The sequence below is a fragment of the Rhizobium sp. WSM4643 genome (assembly GCF_025152745.1).
Taxonomy (GTDB): Bacteria; Pseudomonadota; Alphaproteobacteria; order Rhizobiales; family Rhizobiaceae; genus Rhizobium; species Rhizobium leguminosarum_I.
In genome coordinates, this window is record NZ_CP104040.1 from 703,619 (window position 1) to 720,211 (window position 16,593).

A 16,593-nucleotide genomic window follows, 5' to 3' on the forward strand; every position below is an offset into this window, starting at 1 on the left:
GTCGTTTCGGCATGTGGCGGCCAGAGGCCTGGGCTCGTTCCTGTGACGAGCACAGGAATAGGGTGGGCAACGTCACGGTATGCCGATCAGCCCTCATGGTGAGGAGGCCCGAAGGGCCGTCTCGAACCACGGGGGCGGGTGGTTGGACGCCTGCGATATCCGCATTTGCGAGGGCGGTGGCCAGCCCCGTCCTTCGAGGCCCCTGCGGGGCACCTCAGGATGAGGCTGGAGAGAGGGCGCGCCTGGGTTGGCGGCCGATTGTCGCCCCTTTCAAGTGTGAATATCTGCCAGGCTCCGCCTCAATCTCGCCGCAATCGTTATAACATAACAGTAATGTTATTACATTGTAGGATGCGCCATGCCCCCGAGCCCCGACCGCCCCTCCGTCAGCCTGCTGGGACAGTCGGCATTCTCGAGGGTGATCGGCATGGCGCTGGTCATTGCGCTCCTTTGGCTGGCGATCCACTGGGCGGTTGTCTTGCCATGACGCCGCTGATCCGTCTTGATAATTTGACCGTCGCCTATAACAGGCACCCCGCCGTCCATCATGTCTCCGGCGCCTTCGCCTCAGGCAGCCTGACGGCGATTGCCGGGCCGAATGGGGCGGGCAAGTCGACGCTGCTAAAGGCGATCATGGGCGAACTTCGTCCCGCCGAAGGCAGGATCGAGCATCGGCTGGGGCGGGCGGAATTCGGCTATCTCCCGCAGGCGGCCGAGATCGACCGGCGCTTTCCGATCTCGGTGATCGATACCGTCATGCTCGGCGCCTGGAAGAAGACCGGCGCCTTCGGCCGCATCGCGCCCGCCGAGGTGAAAAGGGCAGGCGAGGCGCTCTCGGCCGTCGGGCTCGAAGGCTTCGGCCGGCGCCATGTCGGCTCGCTGTCGGCCGGCCAGTTCCAGCGTGTGCTTTTTGCCCGGCTGCTGCTGCAGGATGCCGGCATCATCCTGCTCGACGAGCCGTTTACGGCAATCGATGCCCGCACGACCAGGGACCTCATCGATATCGTCACCCGCTGGCATGGCGAAGGCCGTACAGTGATTGCCGTGCTGCACGATTTCGAGCTCGTCCGTGCCCATTTTCCGCAAACCCTGCTGCTTGCCCGCGAGCTGGTCGGCTGGGGTGCGACCGCAGACGTCATGTCCTCGGTCAATCTTCTGAAGGCTCGCGCCATGGCCGAGCGCTGGGATGAGGATGCGAACGCCTGCGCACCCGAAGAGGCACCGGCGGCATGACGGCTTACGATCTCTTCCTCGCGCCCTTTGCCGATTACGGTTTCATGCGCCGGGCGCTCATCGCCTGCCTCTGCCTTGGGCTCGGCTCCGGCCCGATCGGCGTCTTCCTGATGCTGCGGCGCATGAGCCTGATGGGTGATGCCATGAGCCATGCCGTGCTGCCGGGGGCTGCGATCGGTTACCTCGTCGCCGGCTCCCTGTCGCTGACGGCGATGGGCCTCGGCGGTCTCATCGCCGGCCTGTCGGTGGCGCTGCTGTCCGGCGCCGTCAGCCGGATGACCGTGCTGCAGGAGGATGCGAGCTTTGCCAGCTTCTATCTCGCCTCGCTGGCGCTCGGCGTGCTGATCGTCTCGCTGCGAGGCTCGAATATCGATCTCCTGCATGTGCTCTTCGGCACCATCCTGGCGATCGATGCTCCGGCCCTTTATCTGATCGGCGCGATCACCTCGCTGACCATCGTCATCCTCGCCTTCATCTATCGGCCGCTGGTGGCCGAATGTTTCGATCCGGGTTTTCTGCGCGCCGTCGGCGGGCGCGGGCCGGTCTATCACCTGCTCTTCCTGCTGCTCGTGGTGCTCAACCTCGTCGCCAGCTTCCAGGCGCTCGGCACGCTGATGGCGGTCGGCCTGATGATGCTGCCGGCAGCCGTCGCCCAGCTCTGGTCGCGCAGTCTGCCCGTGATGATGGCGATAGCAGCCGTCAGTGCCGCCGCATCCGGCTATCTCGGCCTGATCGCCTCCTATCATCTCGAGCTCGCCTCCGGCCCGACAATCATCATGACGGCGGCGATCCTCTATGGCTTTTCCATTCTTTTCGCGCCCTCCGGCTTGGCCCGGCGCGTCTTTCCCCGCCCGCATTTGAAGGGCTGATCCCAAGGAGACTTCGATGACACCGCACAGACTGCTTCTCTCCGCAGCAATCCCCGCTTTGATGGCGCTGTCGGCCATGCCCGCCTCCGCCGAGACACTGAAGGTTGTGGCCTCCTTCACCGTGCTTGCCGATGTCGTCAAACAGGTCGGCGGCGAACACGTCAAGGTGACGAGCCTCGTCGGGCCGAACGGCGACCCCCATGAATTCGAGCCGTCGCCGGCCGACGCGAAGAATTTGAAGGCGGCTGCAGTGACCTTCGTCAGCGGCGAGGGGCTGGAAGGCTGGATGGACCGGCTGATCACCGCCTCGGGCTATAAGGGCAAACCGGTCACCGTCTCCGCAGGCATCAACACCCGCACCATGGAAGAGGACGGCGCGGAAATCACCGATCCGCATGTCTGGAACAGCCCCGTCAACGTCAAAATCTGGGTCGCCAATATCGAAAAGGCGCTGTCATCGGCCGATCCCTCGGACGCCGCCGCCTTCAAGGCCAATGCCGAGAAGTACACCAGGACGCTGGATGAATTGAACGCCTATGCCCATGCGAAATTCGACAAGGTGGCCGACGATCGCCGCAAGGTGCTGACCAGCCATGATGCCTTCGGTTATTTCGGCCGCGAATATAATATCAGCTTCCTGGCGCCGCTCGGTCTGTCCACCGAAAGCGAGGCCTCGGCCGCCGATGTCGCCAAACTGATCGAGCAGATCAAGGGCGAGCGCGTGAAGGCCTATTTCTTCGAGAATTCCAACGATCCGCGCTTGGTCAAGCAGGTCGCCAAGGCAACCGGGGCCGAGCCCGGCGGTGAGCTCTATGTCGAATCCCTGTCCGACGCCAAGGGACCGGCGCCGACCTATGAAAAGATGTTCAAATACAATGTCGATCAGCTCGCCGCCGCCATGGCGAAATCGAGCTGAGGATTAAGGGCTGCAGGTTATCCTGCGGCCCTCACAAATTGAGGTCGAAGACCAGGATGCCGGCAAGGCCTCCATCCGTCGACGAGACGATGCGCTCGCCCACCGTCACGTGCTCGGGATGGATGAGATATGCGTCGCGGGCCTCGGCGCTTTCAAAGGTCACAACAAACCCGTCGACGAAGCCGCCATGCAGTCCCTCGGGCGAAACATTCGGCCCGTATTTAATGTCCAATATGCCGGGAATGATCTGTTTCAGGGCGACGATCGCCGCAAACAGCGACTGCTTGTCTTCGCTCGTCATCGCGGTCTTCAATCGCAGGAATACGCAGTGCAGGATCATCAATCGTCCTCCCTATTTTCCTTGGCCCTATTTTCTTTGGCCCGATTTTCGTTGGATGGAGAATAGCGGCGAAAGCCGGGAGAGCAATGAGATTTATTTTCACGCAGACGTTGCGCCCAGAGGCACCCCAACCAGATTACATCTGGTCGGTCGCGACCATCGGGCGCTTGTAGATCTTCTGGACGAGATCGCGGGACGAGGCGCGGGCCTGGTCTTTCTCAGCCGGCGTCATCGGCCGGCAGGTGTTCCTGAGATTGGAAGCGTCGAGCACTGTCGCAACGCCCGAATTGGCAATGACCAGATGCCAGCTGCAGGAAGCGACCTTGTCGATGGCGACGGCACCATGGCAACCTGTGGACAGGCAGAAGGCAACGGTCACCTGTGCACCGTGGTCACCCTTATAGGCCAGCTCGACGGCTTTCTTGATATCCGTGACCCATCGCTCGCATTGCGCCTGCTTTGCCCCCGGCTCGCAGCTTTTGGTCACCGGAGTGATCTCAGCGGCCTGAAGCGGCGAGACGCAAAAAACACCCATCGAGAGGGCGAGCAGAATCTTGAGCATGGGATTTTCCTTGTACAAGCCATGAGTGGCGCATATTGCAGGCGGTTGGTCAATGGCCACTGACAAAAGGGAAGGGGGGGCACGCCAGCAGATGTTGGCACGCCACCGGGAAAATCCGAAATTGTGTCGATCCGGTGCCGCTCCTAATCCAGAACGACGGTGGCTTCGACCTCGAAGAGCATGGGATCGATGGCAAGCTTGGGAACGGGAATCAGCGTCTGCGCCGGCAGTGCTTCGCCGAACATGTCCTTGACGTTGCTAGTCAGCACCTCGAGCTTGGACATATCGTGATCGACCACGAAAACCGTCAGCTTGGCGACCTGATCCGGCCGTGCGCCGAGCGCATCGAGGGCGGTGCGCAAATTCGCATAGGCCTGCTTCACCTGGACAGCGAAGTCGGGCGACAAGGCTCCCGCGCTATCCTGGCCGCCCTGTCCGGAGATATAGGCCAGCCGGCCTTGGCGGGGCACGATCACCGCCGTGCTGTAGCCATTCGACGAGGGGTCGTAGAGGTTTTTTGGATTGACGATCGTCAGTCTGAGATTGTCTTCATTGGCTGTCGTCGCGGTGCGAACGCTGATGGTCATGATGATGAGTCCTCCGATAATGAGATGCTTGATTGCGCGTGACATGATGTTCTCTTGGCTTCTCAGGGCTGCGTGCGACGGATCCTCGTGGCCTGCAGGATGAATCTCTATCGCCTCTATGATACAACTCGTACAACGTACGGTTAGATTGCATCGTACGTCGTACGAGTCAATCGGTCAGGATCGACATTCCCAGCATTGTCGGCTTAGATCGACGTCTGATCGGTAAGGAAGACGAATGGCAGCAAAACGCAGCGGCGGTGAGAGCAAGGGGTCTGGCCGGAGAAGTGAGTCACCGCAGTCCGGGCAGGAGCCGCGCAGTGAGCCGCCTCTCTCGCTGGAACGGATCGTGGCGACTGCGGTGGAGTTGCTGGACGCCGAGGGCGTCGACGGACTGAAGATGCGCCGGCTGGCCGATCGCCTCGGCTCGGGCGCGATGAGCCTCTATTGGCACGTCGACAACAAGGAAAAGGTCTTCGATCTGGCGCTGGATTCGGTGCTCGAATATCGGGGATCGCCTGATTTCGTCGAGTCTCGAGACTGGCGCGGGGAAATCGTTCATATGCTCGAAGACTGGCGCGCCAGCATGCTGCGTCATCCCTGGTCGGCATCGTTGCTGCCGCGCCGCACGCTCGGCCCGAACATCCTCAGCCGGCTGGAACGGCTGAGCAAGACCTTGTCTGCAGCCGGTGTCGCCGATGCGGATTTGAACGTCGCGATCTGGTCGCTCTGGAACTATGTGATCGGCGCGACCATCACCCGGGCTAACTTCGACCTCTCCGACGAGGACAGAGCGGCCGCGCAGCAGCGCCTGACAGGTCTGAGCCAACACTACCCGACGATCGAACGCTCCAGTCTGCTGCTGGATAATGATTGGGACGGCGCTTTCAGGAAGGGCCTCGACTTCCTGCTCGATGGCCTCGCTCCGCGCCAGTGATCATTGGTCATTCCTGGACGAGACGGTGCCGGATTCTGCGCGTGCCGCCGGTGATCGCGCACTGCCGCGACGCGGTTTCCCGGCTATTTCCGCAGGATTTTCTCCATCGCTTTCCCCTTCGCGAGTTCGTCGATCAATTTGTCCAGGTAGCGGATTTCCCGCATCGTCTTTTCCTGGATGTCTTCCACGCGGACGCCGCAGATCACGCCGGTAATCGACGATCGGGAGGGATTCATCCGAGGCGCTTGTGCAAAGAAATCCTCGAAGTTGGTCTTCGCAGCCAACTGATCGTCCAGGCTCTGCTGGCTATGCCCCGTCAGCCAACAGATGATGTCATCGACCTCCGTCTTCGTCCGCCCCTTCTTCTCCGCCTTGGCGACATAGTGGGGATAGACGCTCGCGACGCTGACCGAATAGATGCGATGCCTCGTCATCGAGTGCTCCTCAACGTTCCAGATATTTTCCGGCTTGAGATAGCTGACTTCAAGTCCTCAACAAGTGGCCGACAATGGGCGAGCCTCCGCGGGCGCGAAGTAGATCAGTGCAAAGGTGGCATCTCTACAGCGCCGCGCGTCTTCGACCGGATTGCGCCAGAACGGACATCGGCTCGGCTTGATTAGACGCCGCTACGGGGGCCGAAAGCCGTCGGTCGGCTTCCGGGCCGATTTTCGAAAGCAGACTTTGAGCCTGGCGGTCGCGTGATCTGACGCGAAGTGGACGTTCGGTCGCCCTCGGCCGAACGCACGCGCCGGCGACCCCCTTCGTCCGAAATCCTTGGTTTCTGTCCCATCATTTCAGCTATAAGGTGGGAGACATCGCCCAAGGGGATTCAAGGCCAATGCCCCCAGAGAAGAAGGACCGTTCACCTGTTGCGCTGGAACAGCGCGACATAAGCGCCGACCAGCGCATGTTCTCACCTTCCGTTGCGCGAAATTCGGCGCCGATCGTCGCGGTCCTAAAACGTGTCCTTCCAACACGGGGCGCCGTGCTGGAGATTGGATGCGGGACCGGCGAGCACGCCGTGTGTTTTGCGGGAGCAATGCCCAACCTCACCTGGCAGCCGAGCGATCCGGATGCCGACGCCCGCACCAGCACGTCTAGCTGGATCAAATTCGCAGGGCTGAAGAATGTGCTGGCACCGCGGGATATTGATGTGTGCTCAGGACAATGGGACGTCGAACAAACGGGGCATTTTGACGCCATCGTGTCGATCAATATGATCCATATCGCGCCGTGGGCGGCAAGCTTAGGATTGTTCGCAGGAGCTGGCCGTTTGCTTCACGCTGGTGGGCTTCTTCTTCTCTACGGCCCATTCATGCGCGACGGGGCACACAACGCCCCCTCGAACGCTGCTTTCGACGCGGCTCTAAAGGAGCGCAACCCATCCTGGGGGGTGCGTGATGTCGCTGATCTTGAACAAGTGGGTGAGGCCGCTGGACTTAATCTCCGCGAGACGATCGAGATGCCTACCAACAATACGTTGCTGGTCTTCTCCAGCGGCAGTGCCTGAACGACAAGCGGGCGCGAAAGAGACGGGGGCCCATAGCAGCATTCGGGCCCCTTGCTGCCGTTCGAGGTCGATCCGAGGAACGTGCGGCATGTGCTAGGATGCGGCCTGAAGGCGGAATGCGACGGACGCACTGCGAGGGGCGGTGTGATCGTACCGGAATTCGCGCGACCGAGAGCCGACGTTGTGCTTTTGAAAGGGGAGACGAGGACGATGCCGACACCACAGCAACCCAGTCTGATAGTTCGACAGAAATCCCCACAGAACATCGAGTTTCCGTTTGCGTCGCTCTCCGATTGGCTGATCCCAACCGAGCTGTTCTTCGTGCGAAACCATTTCCCGTCGCCGGACCTCGATGCGCGAGACTGGAGATTGCGCGTTGGCGGGGCGGTGGAGCGGCCGATCGAACTTGACCTCGACAGCATCAAGGCGATGCGGAGCACGACTTTCACCGCCGTGGTCGAGTGTGCGGGGAACGGGCGCGTCTACTATGAGCCGCCGAAGGAGGGGTTGCAGTGGCAGAACGGAGCCGTCGGCAATGCCGCGTGGACAGGTGTTTCTCTGCGCGAGATTTTGGAAATGGCGGGCGTTAAGCGAACCGCATGTGAGGTTCTGCTCATAGGCGCCGACAGCGGCGTCGTCGACACAAACAAGAAAACGGCTTCTCCCGGCCCCATCGCTTTTGCGCGCAGTTTACCGCTTGAGAAGGCCATCGCTGACAGCACGATCCTTGCCTACTCGATGAACGAGCAGCCGTTGACGCGTGATCACGGCTACCCCCTACGCGCGGTCGTGGGCGGCTGGTTCGGCATGGCTTGGGTCAAGTGGATCACGCATATCACGGTTGTGGAACAACCCTTCCTTGGCTACTGGCAGGCGCGCGACTATTTCCGTTGGGAGCGCAGCCTCGGGGAACCCAGGCTGGTCCCCCTTGCGGAGATGGAGGTCAAAGCGCAGATCGCGCGTCCCGTACAGGGGGCGCATCTCATCGCCGGCCAACCGTACCGGATTTTCGGAGCCGCCTGGAGCGGAGAGGCTGCTATCCGGCAGGTGCAGGTCTGCACCGGAGATGGCAGGGGCTGGCGCGAGGGAAGGCTTCTCGAAACAGAACGTCCCTTTGCATGGCGCTTGTGGGAGTACATGTGGACCCCTGAAGAAGTGGGGCGATATATACTGCGATGTCGCGCGATCGATGGGGCGGGGTGCGTGCAGCCCGAGCTCCAGCGTTCCGACTGCGAGAGCTACGCGGCCAATTGGATCGTGCCGGTGGAGGTTACGGTCGTTCCCGAGCCACAGAAGTACGAGGAGGAATTCGTGATCTAATCACCCCCATGGGCGGAATGGCGGCTTTTGGCGCAACCGCGACCGCGTTGTCATTGCGTCATGTCCGCTTTCCAGCAGCAGCGACGGGTGGCTCGATGACCATTATGAGGACGCATTGCCGCCCGGCAGCATTGGCTCGGTCGGTGGTGTCTCCGTCCGCATTTCTGCTAAAACTCGGAAGCAAATCGTCCGCGATGTCACCAACTGCCGAAGTGTGAAGGGCGCAACGGGCTGATGGGCCTCTTGCTCATCAAGCCTCTTGTCTTGAAGGAGGAGCGCTAGGATGAGCACCGACCTGGATACCGTGCGGTCCTATGATAGGGTCGCGGCGGAGTACGCTGCCGAGGCCGCGGCGATGCCCGAATGGGTCGCGACAGAGATCGATGCGTTCGTGACCGAGCTGGGCGGCTCGGGCAGGGTGCTGGAGATCGGAAGCGGTGGCGGGCGAGATGCACTTGAGCTTGAGAAGCGGGGAATGAGCGTCCGGCGCACCGACATTGCAAAGGGTTTCGTCGAACTGCTTCGCGAAAGTGGCTTCGAAGCCGACCTGTTGGACCCGCTGACCGATGACTTGGCCGACCCGCAAGCGTCCCGGCACGCCTTACGACGGGATCTGGGCCTGTGCCTGCCTGATTCATGTCGCCCGCGAGGATTTCGGCACGGTGCTTGGACGGCTTGCCGAGGCGACCCGGACCGGTGGGCGGTTGCACGCCTCGGTTAGAGAGGGCGAAGGCGAGGATGTGTCCACACACGGCAGTGCTGCAGCGCCTCGGCGCTACGTCGAGACGTATTGGCGCGAGCCTGCCCTGCGGTCCGCACTCACAGACGCCGGCTGGATCGTCAGCGAGGTACGTCGGTGCGTCGGAAGGCCCCATGATCGGTGGCTGAGTGTTCGGGCGAGCCGGGCGTGACGCACACAGAACTTGCGGGAATGGCCGGTTGTGGCGCGACTATGAACGCCAGGTGGTCACCGCAATGTCGGCTTCCGGGCGAAGGCAAAGATCCCCTCTGTGGCCGACAAGGGGGCGCAAAGCAGCCGTATCCTTCAACAACGAACAGATGTCCGCCGCGGGCCGAAGCCGGCCTCTTGTTGCTACTGAGGAAATCGACCAGCCGCTCCGCTCACGCCCGTTTCGTCAGCGGAAACCGGTCGCGAAGCAGCCGCAGCACCGATTCCGAAGGGATCGGCGGGCCGAAAAGATAGCTCTGGCCGTAGTTGCAGCCCATCTTGGCGAGTTCGATCGCATCCTCGTTGGATTCGATCCCTTCCGCCACCACCTTCATCTCAAGTTCGCGTGCCATCGATATCACCGATCTGAGCACGATCGCCTTCTTGTCGCTGCTGTCGCGCACCAAAGTCTTGTCGAGCTTGATCGTGTCGAAGGGGAAGCGCGTGAGATAGGCGAGCGACGAATATCCGGTGCCGAAATCGTCGAGCGCCAGGCCGATGCCGGCCTCCTTCAGCTTCTGCAGCACGAGGCGGGCCTGTTCCGGATTTTCCATCACCATGGATTCCGTCAGTTCGAGCTTGAGGCGCGAGGGCTGGCAATGCGTCTTGGCGAGAACCGAACGCACATCGTCATAGAGCTCGTTATTGAGCAACTGCACGCTCGACAGGTTGATCGAGACGAAGATCGGCAATTCGCCGGTCTGGTGCTGCCAGCTCATCAGATCGTTGGTCGCCTGTTCCAGTGCGAACATGCCGAGGGGCCCGATAAGATCGGAGGCCTCGGCGATCGGAATGAATTCGGATGGCGGGATATTGCCGCGCTTGGGGTGTTCCCAGCGCATCAGCGCCTCGAAACCAGCGACCTCGACATCCTCCAGCCTTGCGATCGGCTGGTAGACCATCGACAATTCCTTGCGCTCGATGGCGCGGCGGAGATCCGTTTCCAGCTGCAGCCGATCGGTGCCGAAGTCGCGGAAGGCCGGCTGGAACGGCTCGACGCGGTTGCCGCCGGCCCGTTTTGCCCGGTACATCGCAAGCTCGGCATCGCTGAGCAGGCCGGTGGCGCTCTCCTGCCGGTCGACCCAGGAGGCGAGGCCGACCGAGGCCGTCAGGATGATCTCGCGATTGGAAAAGTTGATCGGCACCATGATCGCCTTGCTGATTGCATCGGCGAAATCGGCGACCTTGGCCGGATTGTGCTCGGAGACCAGGATGAGGCCGAACTGGTCGCCGGCAAGCCGCGCCAGCGTGTCCTGCGGTTTCAACAGCCGGCGCAGCCGCCGCGTCAGCGCGATGAGGATGTTGTCGCCGGCGGCAACGCCGAGCGAATCATTGACCAGCTTGTAGCGGTCGATGTCGATCACCATCACCGTCGGCCTGAGCGTGTCGCCGCCCGGCGCCAGAGCCAGCACCGACTGCAGCCGGTCGAGGAAGACCTGCCGGTTCGGCAGGCCGGTCAGATTGTCGTGCAGCGCATCATGCAGCAGCCGTTCGACGGAATTCTTCTGCTCGGTCACATCGACGATCGTGCCGACGCAGCGGATGATCTCGCCGTTCGAGCCGAGCACCGGCCGGGCGCGGATCAACAGCCAGTGGAAATGCCCGTCTTCGGCGCGGATGCGGAACTCATGGTTCAGCCGCCCGCGGCGGTGTTCGAGCAGCACATCGAGCGTGGCGCGGAAACGGTCGCGGTCGTCGGGATGCAGCCGCGGCAGCCAGTTGCGCGCCGCACCATGCATGGCGCCCTGCGAAAGGCCGAGCTTGATCGAGACGTCGGGAATGGTGACGACGCGGTCGCGCGCCACGTCCCAATCCCACACCATATCGCCGGAGCCGGTCAGCGCCAGCGATTGCCGCTCGAGATCGGAAAACAGCCCCTGCTGGAAGGCGCCGCCGGCGAATGCATGCTGCATGACGGTGAAGCCGATCAAAAGCACGATCAGCACCAGGCCGCCGCCGAGCGCCGGCTGGATGATGTCGTTGTCGAGCCGGCCGGTGACCGTCAGCCACGCCCCGAACAGCCAGACGAGCGTCAGCGCCCAGGCCGGCACCAGCAGAATGGCGCGGTCGTAGCGGTTGAAGCCGAGATAGATGATCAAGAGCAGTCCCGTCGCGGCCGTCAACGCGAAGGAAAGCCGGGCGATGCCGGCGGCAATCGACGGGTCGTAGATCGCCACACCAAAGAGCAGGGCAAGGCCGAGCACCCAGGCAAGCGTGGCGTAGCCGAGATGCGCATGCCAGCGGTTGAGGTTGAGATAGGTGAAGAGGAAGATGACGAAACTCGAGGCCAGCGCCACCTCCGCGCAGGCGCGCCATATTCGCTGGTCGGCCGAGGCGACGCTGATCAGCTTGCCGAGAAAACCGAAATCGACGCAGATATAACCGAGCACCGCCCAGGCAAGGGCTGCCGTCGCCGGCAGCATCGAGGTGCCCTTGACGACGAAGAGGATCGTCAGGAACACCGCGAGCAGGCCGGCAATGCCGAGCACGATGCCGCGATAGAGCGTGAAGGCGTTGATCGTGTCCTTGTAGGCGTTCGGTTCCCAGAGATAGATCTGCGGCAGCTCCGGCGTCGACAGTTCGGCGACGAAGGTGATGACGGCGCCGGGGTTCAGCGTGATGCGGAAGACGTCGGCCTCGTCGCTCGGCTGCCGATCGAGCGCAAAACCTTCGCTGGGCGTAATCGCGCTGATGCGCTGCGAGCCGAGATCCGGCCAGAACAGCTTGGAATTGACCAGACGGAAATGCGGCGCGACGATGACGCGCTCGAGCTGTTCTTCCGAAACGTTGGCAAGCGCAAACACCGCCCAGTCGCCCTGATGGTTCTCCGAGCTCGCCCTGACCTCGATGCGGCGGCGGATGCCGTCGGCGCCGGCGGCCGTCGAAACCTGGAAGGCCTCGCCCTGGTTGGCGTAGATCTCGGTCGTCGCCGTCAGATCGAGCGCGGTATCGTCACGGGAAATTTTTACCGGTTCGGCCGCCTGGGCAACGCCCGCTATGAAGGCGAATGCCGCCAGGAAAAGGGCTGCGATCACCGCGATCACTTGTCCGGACGGTGACTTGGGCAGCATGCGGTCTCTTGTCATCGGCTGTCGGTTTTCCTGCCTTTATCCGTATCGGTGGCGAGACGTGAAAACATCACATGGTCGTGCCACTGACCGTTGATCTTCAAATATCCGCGCAGATAGCCTTCCTGTTGAAACCCGGCTTTTTCAAGCAGACGGATGCTGCGCGCGTTATCTGGAATACAGGCTGCTTCGATACGGTGCAACTCAAGCCCGGTGAAGATGTAAGGAATAACCATTTGAAGAGCGGCAAACATATGCCCCTGGCCGGCATGACGTTCGCCCATCCAGTAGCCGATCATGCAGCTTTGTGCCGCCCCCCTTCTGATGTAGCCGATGGTGACGCCGCCGACGAGCGTCATGTCGTCTTTGAGGAAAATGAACAGCGGCACCGCCTGGCCCGAGGCATATTCCTGCTTGCCGCGGACGACGCGGGCGCGGTAGGCGCCCTCCGTCAGCTCGTCGCGCCGCCAGGTCGGCTCCCAGGGTTCCAGGAATTTGCGGCTGTCGGCGCGCAACCGGTGCCACTGGTTGAAATCCTGGTAGCGCGGCAGGCGCAGGAGATATCTGTCGTTCTCCAACTGCACCGCTTCCGGCTGCCGCTGCAGGAACCGAAAAACCGATTTTGGCATCGATCACTCCCGGCAGGACGGACGTCGGCTCAGCGGCTTGCCTGCAGCGTCTTCGACGCCGGGACCGAAAGCGAGGCAGTGATGACTTCCATCGGGGCGAGCTGTTCCAGTGGACCGATCGCCGAAAGCGTCGGCACCGTATCATAGAACAGCCGGCCGGCGAGATCGGTCAGCCGTTCGATGGTGATGCCTTCCAGCCGCTCCATCATCTCCGGATTGGAGATCGGCCGGCCGTAGAGCATCATCTGCCTGGCGATCTGGCCGGCGCGGGCAGCCGGGCTTTCCGCACCCATCAACAGCTGGGCGCGGATCTGGGCGCGGGCGCGCTCGATTTCCTTCTGATGGATCGCATCGGCCGATTTGTGCAGCTCATCGATGATGACGGGCACCAGCTCCGGCAGGTTTTCGCCGCCGGTCGCGGCATGAATGCCGAAGATGCCGGTGTCGGAAAAGCCCCAGTGGAAGGCATAGACCGAATAACAGAGGCCGCGGAACTCGCGCACCTCCTGGAAGAGCCTGGAGGACATGCCGCCGCCAAGGATATTGGCGAGGATCTGCGAGCAGTAGAAATCGCGGGCATGATAGGGCTTGCCTTCGAAGCCGAGCAGGATTTGCGCGTCCATCAGGTCGCGCGGTTCGCGCACGCTGCCGCCGATATAACGCGCCGGTTCCATGACCGGCGGGGCGGAAGGGGTCGTCGGCAGGCTGGCGAAGCGATCCTCGACCATGCGCAGGAATTCTTCATGTTCGACGGCGCCGGTGGCGACCACGAACATGCGGTCGGTCGTATAGTTGCGGCCGAGATAGCCACGGATCTGCTGCGGCGTGAAGGAGACGACGGTCTCCGGCGTGCCGAGGATCGCCCGGCCGAGCGTCTGGTCGCGATAGGCGGCCTCGGAGAACCGGTCGAACACCACGTCGTCGGGCGTGTCGTTGGCGGCGTTGATCTCCTGCAGGATCACCTGCTTCTCGCGCTCCAGCTCCTCTTCCTCGAAGGCCGATTCCGTCAGGATGTCGGCGAGGATATCGACGGCGAGCGGCACGTAGTCCTTGAGCACGCGGGCATAATAGGAGGTCGTCTCGGTCGAGGTCGCGGCATTGACTTCGCCGCCGACATCCTCGATCTCCTCGGCAATCTGGCGGGCCGTGCGGCGCGCCGTGCCCTTGAAGGCCATGTGTTCGAGCAGGTGAGCGATGCCGTGCTCGTTGTCCGTCTCGTTACGCGATCCCGATTTGATCCAGACTCCGAGCGCAACGCTTTCAAGATGCGGCATGGTCTCTGTGACTACTGTCAGCCCGGATTTCAGCCGGGTGCACTCAACTGTCATTGGCTATCTTTCTGCGCCTGCTGTCGTCTCGCCGCGGGCATGCTGGCCGATAAAAGTCTCAACGGCTTTCAGCTCCGGTTTGATGATCTGGAAACGCTCCTCCCTGTGCATCAGATCAGCAAGCCACGTCGGAAGCGCCGGGTCAATACCGCAGGCGGATTTTACGGCGGCGGGGAATTTCGCCGGATGCGCGGTCGAAAGCGTCACCATCGGCGTCTTCGGCTTTTCTTTCTTGGCAGCGACGAAGACGCCGATCGCCGAATGCGGATCCAGCAGATAGCCGGTCTCGGCGTGGGTCTGGCGGATCGTCTCGGCCACTTGCTTCTCGCTGGCGCGCCCGGCGCGGAAGTCGCGGCGGATCGCCTTCAGCGCTTGCGCACCGATCTCGAAGCCGTTGGATTGCTTGAGGCTTTCCATTGCCGCGCGCACCTTCGAGGCGTCGCGGTCATAGGCTTCGAACAGCAGCCGTTCGAAGTTCGAGGAGATCTGGATGTCCATCGATGGCGAACTCGTCGCCTTGACCGCTTTCATGTCGTAACGACCGGTCTTCAGCATCCGCGCCAGGATGTCGTTTTCATTGGTGGCGATCACCAGCCGGTCGATCGGCAGGCCCATGCGCTTGGCGCAGTAGCCGGCGAATATATCGCCGAAATTGCCGGTGGGCACCGTGAACGAGATCTTCCGGTCGGGGCCGCCGAGCGCCACCGCCGCCGTGAAATAATAGACGATCTGGGCCATGATGCGCGCCCAGTTGATCGAGTTGACGCCGGAAAGCCGAACCCTGTCGCGGAAGGCCACGTCGTTGAACATCGCCTTCACGAGGTTCTGGCAATCGTCGAAATTGCCCTCGACGGCAAGCGCATGCACGTTCGGCGACGAAGAGGTCGTCATCTGCCGCTGCTGCACCGGCGAGACCTTGCCATGCGGGAAGAGGATGAAGATGTCGGTGCGCTCGCGGCCGGCGAAAGCGTCGATCGCCGCCCCGCCGGTGTCGCCCGAGGTGGCGCCGACGATCGTCGCGCGCTCGCCGCGCTTCTCGAGCGCATAGTCCATCAGCCGGGCGAGCAATTGCATCGCCACGTCCTTGAAGGCGAGCGTCGTGCCGTGGAACAGCTCCATGACGAAGCTGTTCGGCCCGGTCTGGACGAGCGGCGCGATTGCCGGATGGCGGAAGGTGCCGTAGGCCTCGTCGATCATCGCTCGGAACGTGTCGTCGGGGATTTCGCCGTTGGTGAAGGGCGACAGGATGGTGAAGGCGATTTCCTGATAAGACTTGCCGCGCAGCGCGCGGATCTCCTTCTTCGAAAAGCTCGGCCATTTGCGCGGAACGTAGAGCCCGCCGTCGCGCGCCAGCCCTGTCAGCAGGGCGTCGCAAAAGCCGAGGGAAGGGGCCTCGCCGCGGGTCGAGATATAGTCCACGTTCGTCATCCTTGATCTATCGCTGAAGGAAATCCGGCCGGGCGCCGCCGTGGCCCGGTCCGCTGGAAATCGAAAAGAGGCCGCCCTGCAGGCATGGCATCGCGGATATGCTGTTGAGGTTGCCCGCATCCGGCGGCGAAAAGTGCATCAAAACGGCGCTTACCCAATCGATTTTTGTTTACGCCGCTGATATAGACCATCGCAAACCGTCATGAAAGGCCCCGCGAAAAAGACATGGGCCTCCAAGAAACGCTTGCACAAGGGATGGAATATGGTGCTCGGCAAGGTCTCGCGTCTCATCGTCTCCGCATCTTTTCTCGCCTTGCTCACTGGTTGCAACTCGCTCGGTATAGGCGGCGACAGCAAGTCGTCGGCGCCGGCGACGCAGTCGAACGGCACCGCCCAGATCATGCCGCTGGCGCCCGCCAACCCGTCTTCGAACAATCCCTCGATCGGCACGGCGACGACGGCGCAGGGCACGGTCGCTCCCGTCGTCCAGGGCGCCTGCCCACAGATCTTCATGCGTGACCAGGATGCGATCTTCCGCACCTATGCCAAGGGCAAGAAGGACGATCCGCAGCAGATCGTCTTCCAGGCTTCCTTCGGCGATTACACCCGCCAGTGCACGCTGAACGACACGAACCTGACGATGACGGTCGTTGCCCAGCTGCGCCTCATTACCGGCCCGGCCGGCACGCCGGGCCCCGTGACGCTGCCGATCCGCATCTCCGTCGTCGATGGCGAGACCGTGCTCTATTCCGAGGTCACCAAGTTCCCGACCGAGATCCCACCGGGTGCGCCGGGCACCCAGGTGGTCTTCCGCAAGGACGGCATCAAGATGCCGGTCGGCTCCGGCGCCCTGGTGCGCGTCAACGTCGGCTTCGACACCCAGCCGGCAAAGACCAAGAAGAGCAGCTAGAGCAATT

General features: G+C 62.3%; 16 protein-coding genes and 1 pseudogene. 9 read left to right on the plus strand and 8 right to left on the minus strand.

Features of this window, described 5'->3' with window-relative positions:
- Positions 1–358: 358 nt before the first annotated feature.
- The 4 genes from N1937_RS03440 to N1937_RS03455 are packed head-to-tail and all read left to right on the plus strand — an operon-like array spanning position 359 to position 3,018.
- A complete protein-coding gene (locus tag N1937_RS03440) occupies positions 359–487 on the plus strand; it encodes a hypothetical protein (protein ID WP_017963131.1) in 129 nt (42 codons plus the stop codon).
- A complete protein-coding gene (locus tag N1937_RS03445) occupies positions 484–1,233 on the plus strand; it encodes a metal ABC transporter ATP-binding protein (RefSeq protein WP_170282306.1) in 750 nt (249 codons plus the stop codon). The genes N1937_RS03440 and N1937_RS03445 overlap by 4 nt, the downstream gene beginning before the upstream one ends.
- Positions 1,230–2,102 carry a metal ABC transporter permease gene (locus N1937_RS03450; protein ID WP_260057471.1) on the plus strand — a complete coding sequence of 291 codons (873 nt, stop codon included), beginning with the start codon at positions 1,230–1,232 and terminating at the stop codon, positions 2,100–2,102. The genes N1937_RS03445 and N1937_RS03450 overlap by 4 nt, the downstream gene beginning before the upstream one ends.
- A gap of 16 nt (positions 2,103–2,118) precedes the next feature.
- Positions 2,119–3,018, plus strand: a complete 900-nt coding sequence (locus N1937_RS03455) for a metal ABC transporter solute-binding protein, Zn/Mn family (RefSeq protein ID WP_260057472.1) — start codon at positions 2,119–2,121, stop codon at positions 3,016–3,018.
- Positions 3,019–3,049: 31 nt separating this feature from the next.
- On the opposite strand, the gene N1937_RS03460 is transcribed toward N1937_RS03455, so the two are convergent.
- From N1937_RS03460 to N1937_RS03470, 3 genes are all read right to left on the minus strand, one after another.
- On the minus strand, positions 3,050–3,358 hold the full coding sequence (locus tag N1937_RS03460; RefSeq protein WP_260057473.1) for a Dabb family protein: 309 nt from the start codon (positions 3,356–3,358) through the stop codon (positions 3,050–3,052).
- A 136-nt stretch (positions 3,359–3,494) separates the two neighbouring features.
- Positions 3,495–3,920, minus strand: coding sequence for a hypothetical protein (locus N1937_RS03465; RefSeq protein WP_170278572.1), 426 nt, complete (start codon positions 3,918–3,920; stop codon positions 3,495–3,497).
- 143 nt (positions 3,921–4,063) lie between these two features.
- Positions 4,064–4,552, minus strand: coding sequence for a RidA family protein (locus tag N1937_RS03470; protein WP_260057474.1), 489 nt, complete (start codon positions 4,550–4,552; stop codon positions 4,064–4,066).
- A 193-nt stretch (positions 4,553–4,745) separates the two neighbouring features.
- Between N1937_RS03470 and N1937_RS03475 the strand changes: the two genes are divergently transcribed.
- The gene (locus tag N1937_RS03475; protein ID WP_260057475.1) at positions 4,746–5,444 is read left to right on the plus strand and encodes a TetR/AcrR family transcriptional regulator; all 699 of its coding nucleotides are present in this window, start codon (positions 4,746–4,748) and stop codon (positions 5,442–5,444) included.
- An 83-nt stretch (positions 5,445–5,527) separates the two neighbouring features.
- On the opposite strand, the gene N1937_RS03480 is transcribed toward N1937_RS03475, so the two are convergent.
- Complete coding sequence (locus tag N1937_RS03480) at positions 5,528–5,878, minus strand: DUF2200 domain-containing protein (protein WP_260057476.1); 351 nt, start codon at positions 5,876–5,878, stop codon at positions 5,528–5,530.
- Positions 5,879–6,282: 404 nt separating this feature from the next.
- On the opposite strand from N1937_RS03480, the gene N1937_RS03485 reads away from it, so the two are divergent.
- The 3 genes and pseudogenes from N1937_RS03485 to N1937_RS03495 all read left to right on the plus strand — a co-directional run bounded on the left by N1937_RS03485 (position 6,283) and on the right by N1937_RS03495 (position 9,185).
- Positions 6,283–6,954, plus strand: coding sequence for a class I SAM-dependent methyltransferase (locus N1937_RS03485; RefSeq protein ID WP_260057477.1), 672 nt, complete (start codon positions 6,283–6,285; stop codon positions 6,952–6,954).
- Between the two features lie 210 nt (positions 6,955–7,164).
- A complete protein-coding gene (locus N1937_RS03490) occupies positions 7,165–8,274 on the plus strand; it encodes a sulfite oxidase (RefSeq protein ID WP_260057478.1) in 1,110 nt (369 codons plus the stop codon).
- Between the two features lie 283 nt (positions 8,275–8,557).
- Positions 8,558–9,185 (plus strand): annotated as a pseudogene (locus N1937_RS03495) (class I SAM-dependent methyltransferase).
- 211 nt (positions 9,186–9,396) lie between these two features.
- Here N1937_RS03495 and N1937_RS03500 read toward each other — a convergent pair.
- The 4 genes from N1937_RS03500 to thrC are packed head-to-tail and all read right to left on the minus strand — an operon-like array spanning position 9,397 to position 15,676.
- Positions 9,397–12,309 carry a sensor domain-containing phosphodiesterase gene (locus tag N1937_RS03500; protein ID WP_260057479.1) on the minus strand — a complete coding sequence of 971 codons (2,913 nt, stop codon included), beginning with the start codon at positions 12,307–12,309 and terminating at the stop codon, positions 9,397–9,399.
- Positions 12,306–12,920 carry a GNAT family N-acetyltransferase gene (locus tag N1937_RS03505; RefSeq protein WP_017963151.1) on the minus strand — a complete coding sequence of 205 codons (615 nt, stop codon included), beginning with the start codon at positions 12,918–12,920 and terminating at the stop codon, positions 12,306–12,308. The genes N1937_RS03500 and N1937_RS03505 overlap by 4 nt, the downstream gene beginning before the upstream one ends.
- A gap of 29 nt (positions 12,921–12,949) precedes the next feature.
- Entirely contained in the window at positions 12,950–14,248 is a 1,299-nt protein-coding gene (locus N1937_RS03510; protein WP_260057480.1) for a M16 family metallopeptidase, read from the minus strand.
- Between the two features lie 3 nt (positions 14,249–14,251).
- A complete protein-coding gene (gene thrC, locus N1937_RS03515) occupies positions 14,252–15,676 on the minus strand; it encodes a threonine synthase (RefSeq protein WP_260057481.1) in 1,425 nt (474 codons plus the stop codon).
- A 262-nt stretch (positions 15,677–15,938) separates the two neighbouring features.
- Between thrC and N1937_RS03520 the strand changes: the two genes are divergently transcribed.
- Complete coding sequence (locus N1937_RS03520) at positions 15,939–16,586, plus strand: hypothetical protein (protein WP_026154030.1); 648 nt, start codon at positions 15,939–15,941, stop codon at positions 16,584–16,586.
- The last annotated feature ends 7 nt before the right edge of the window (positions 16,587–16,593 follow it).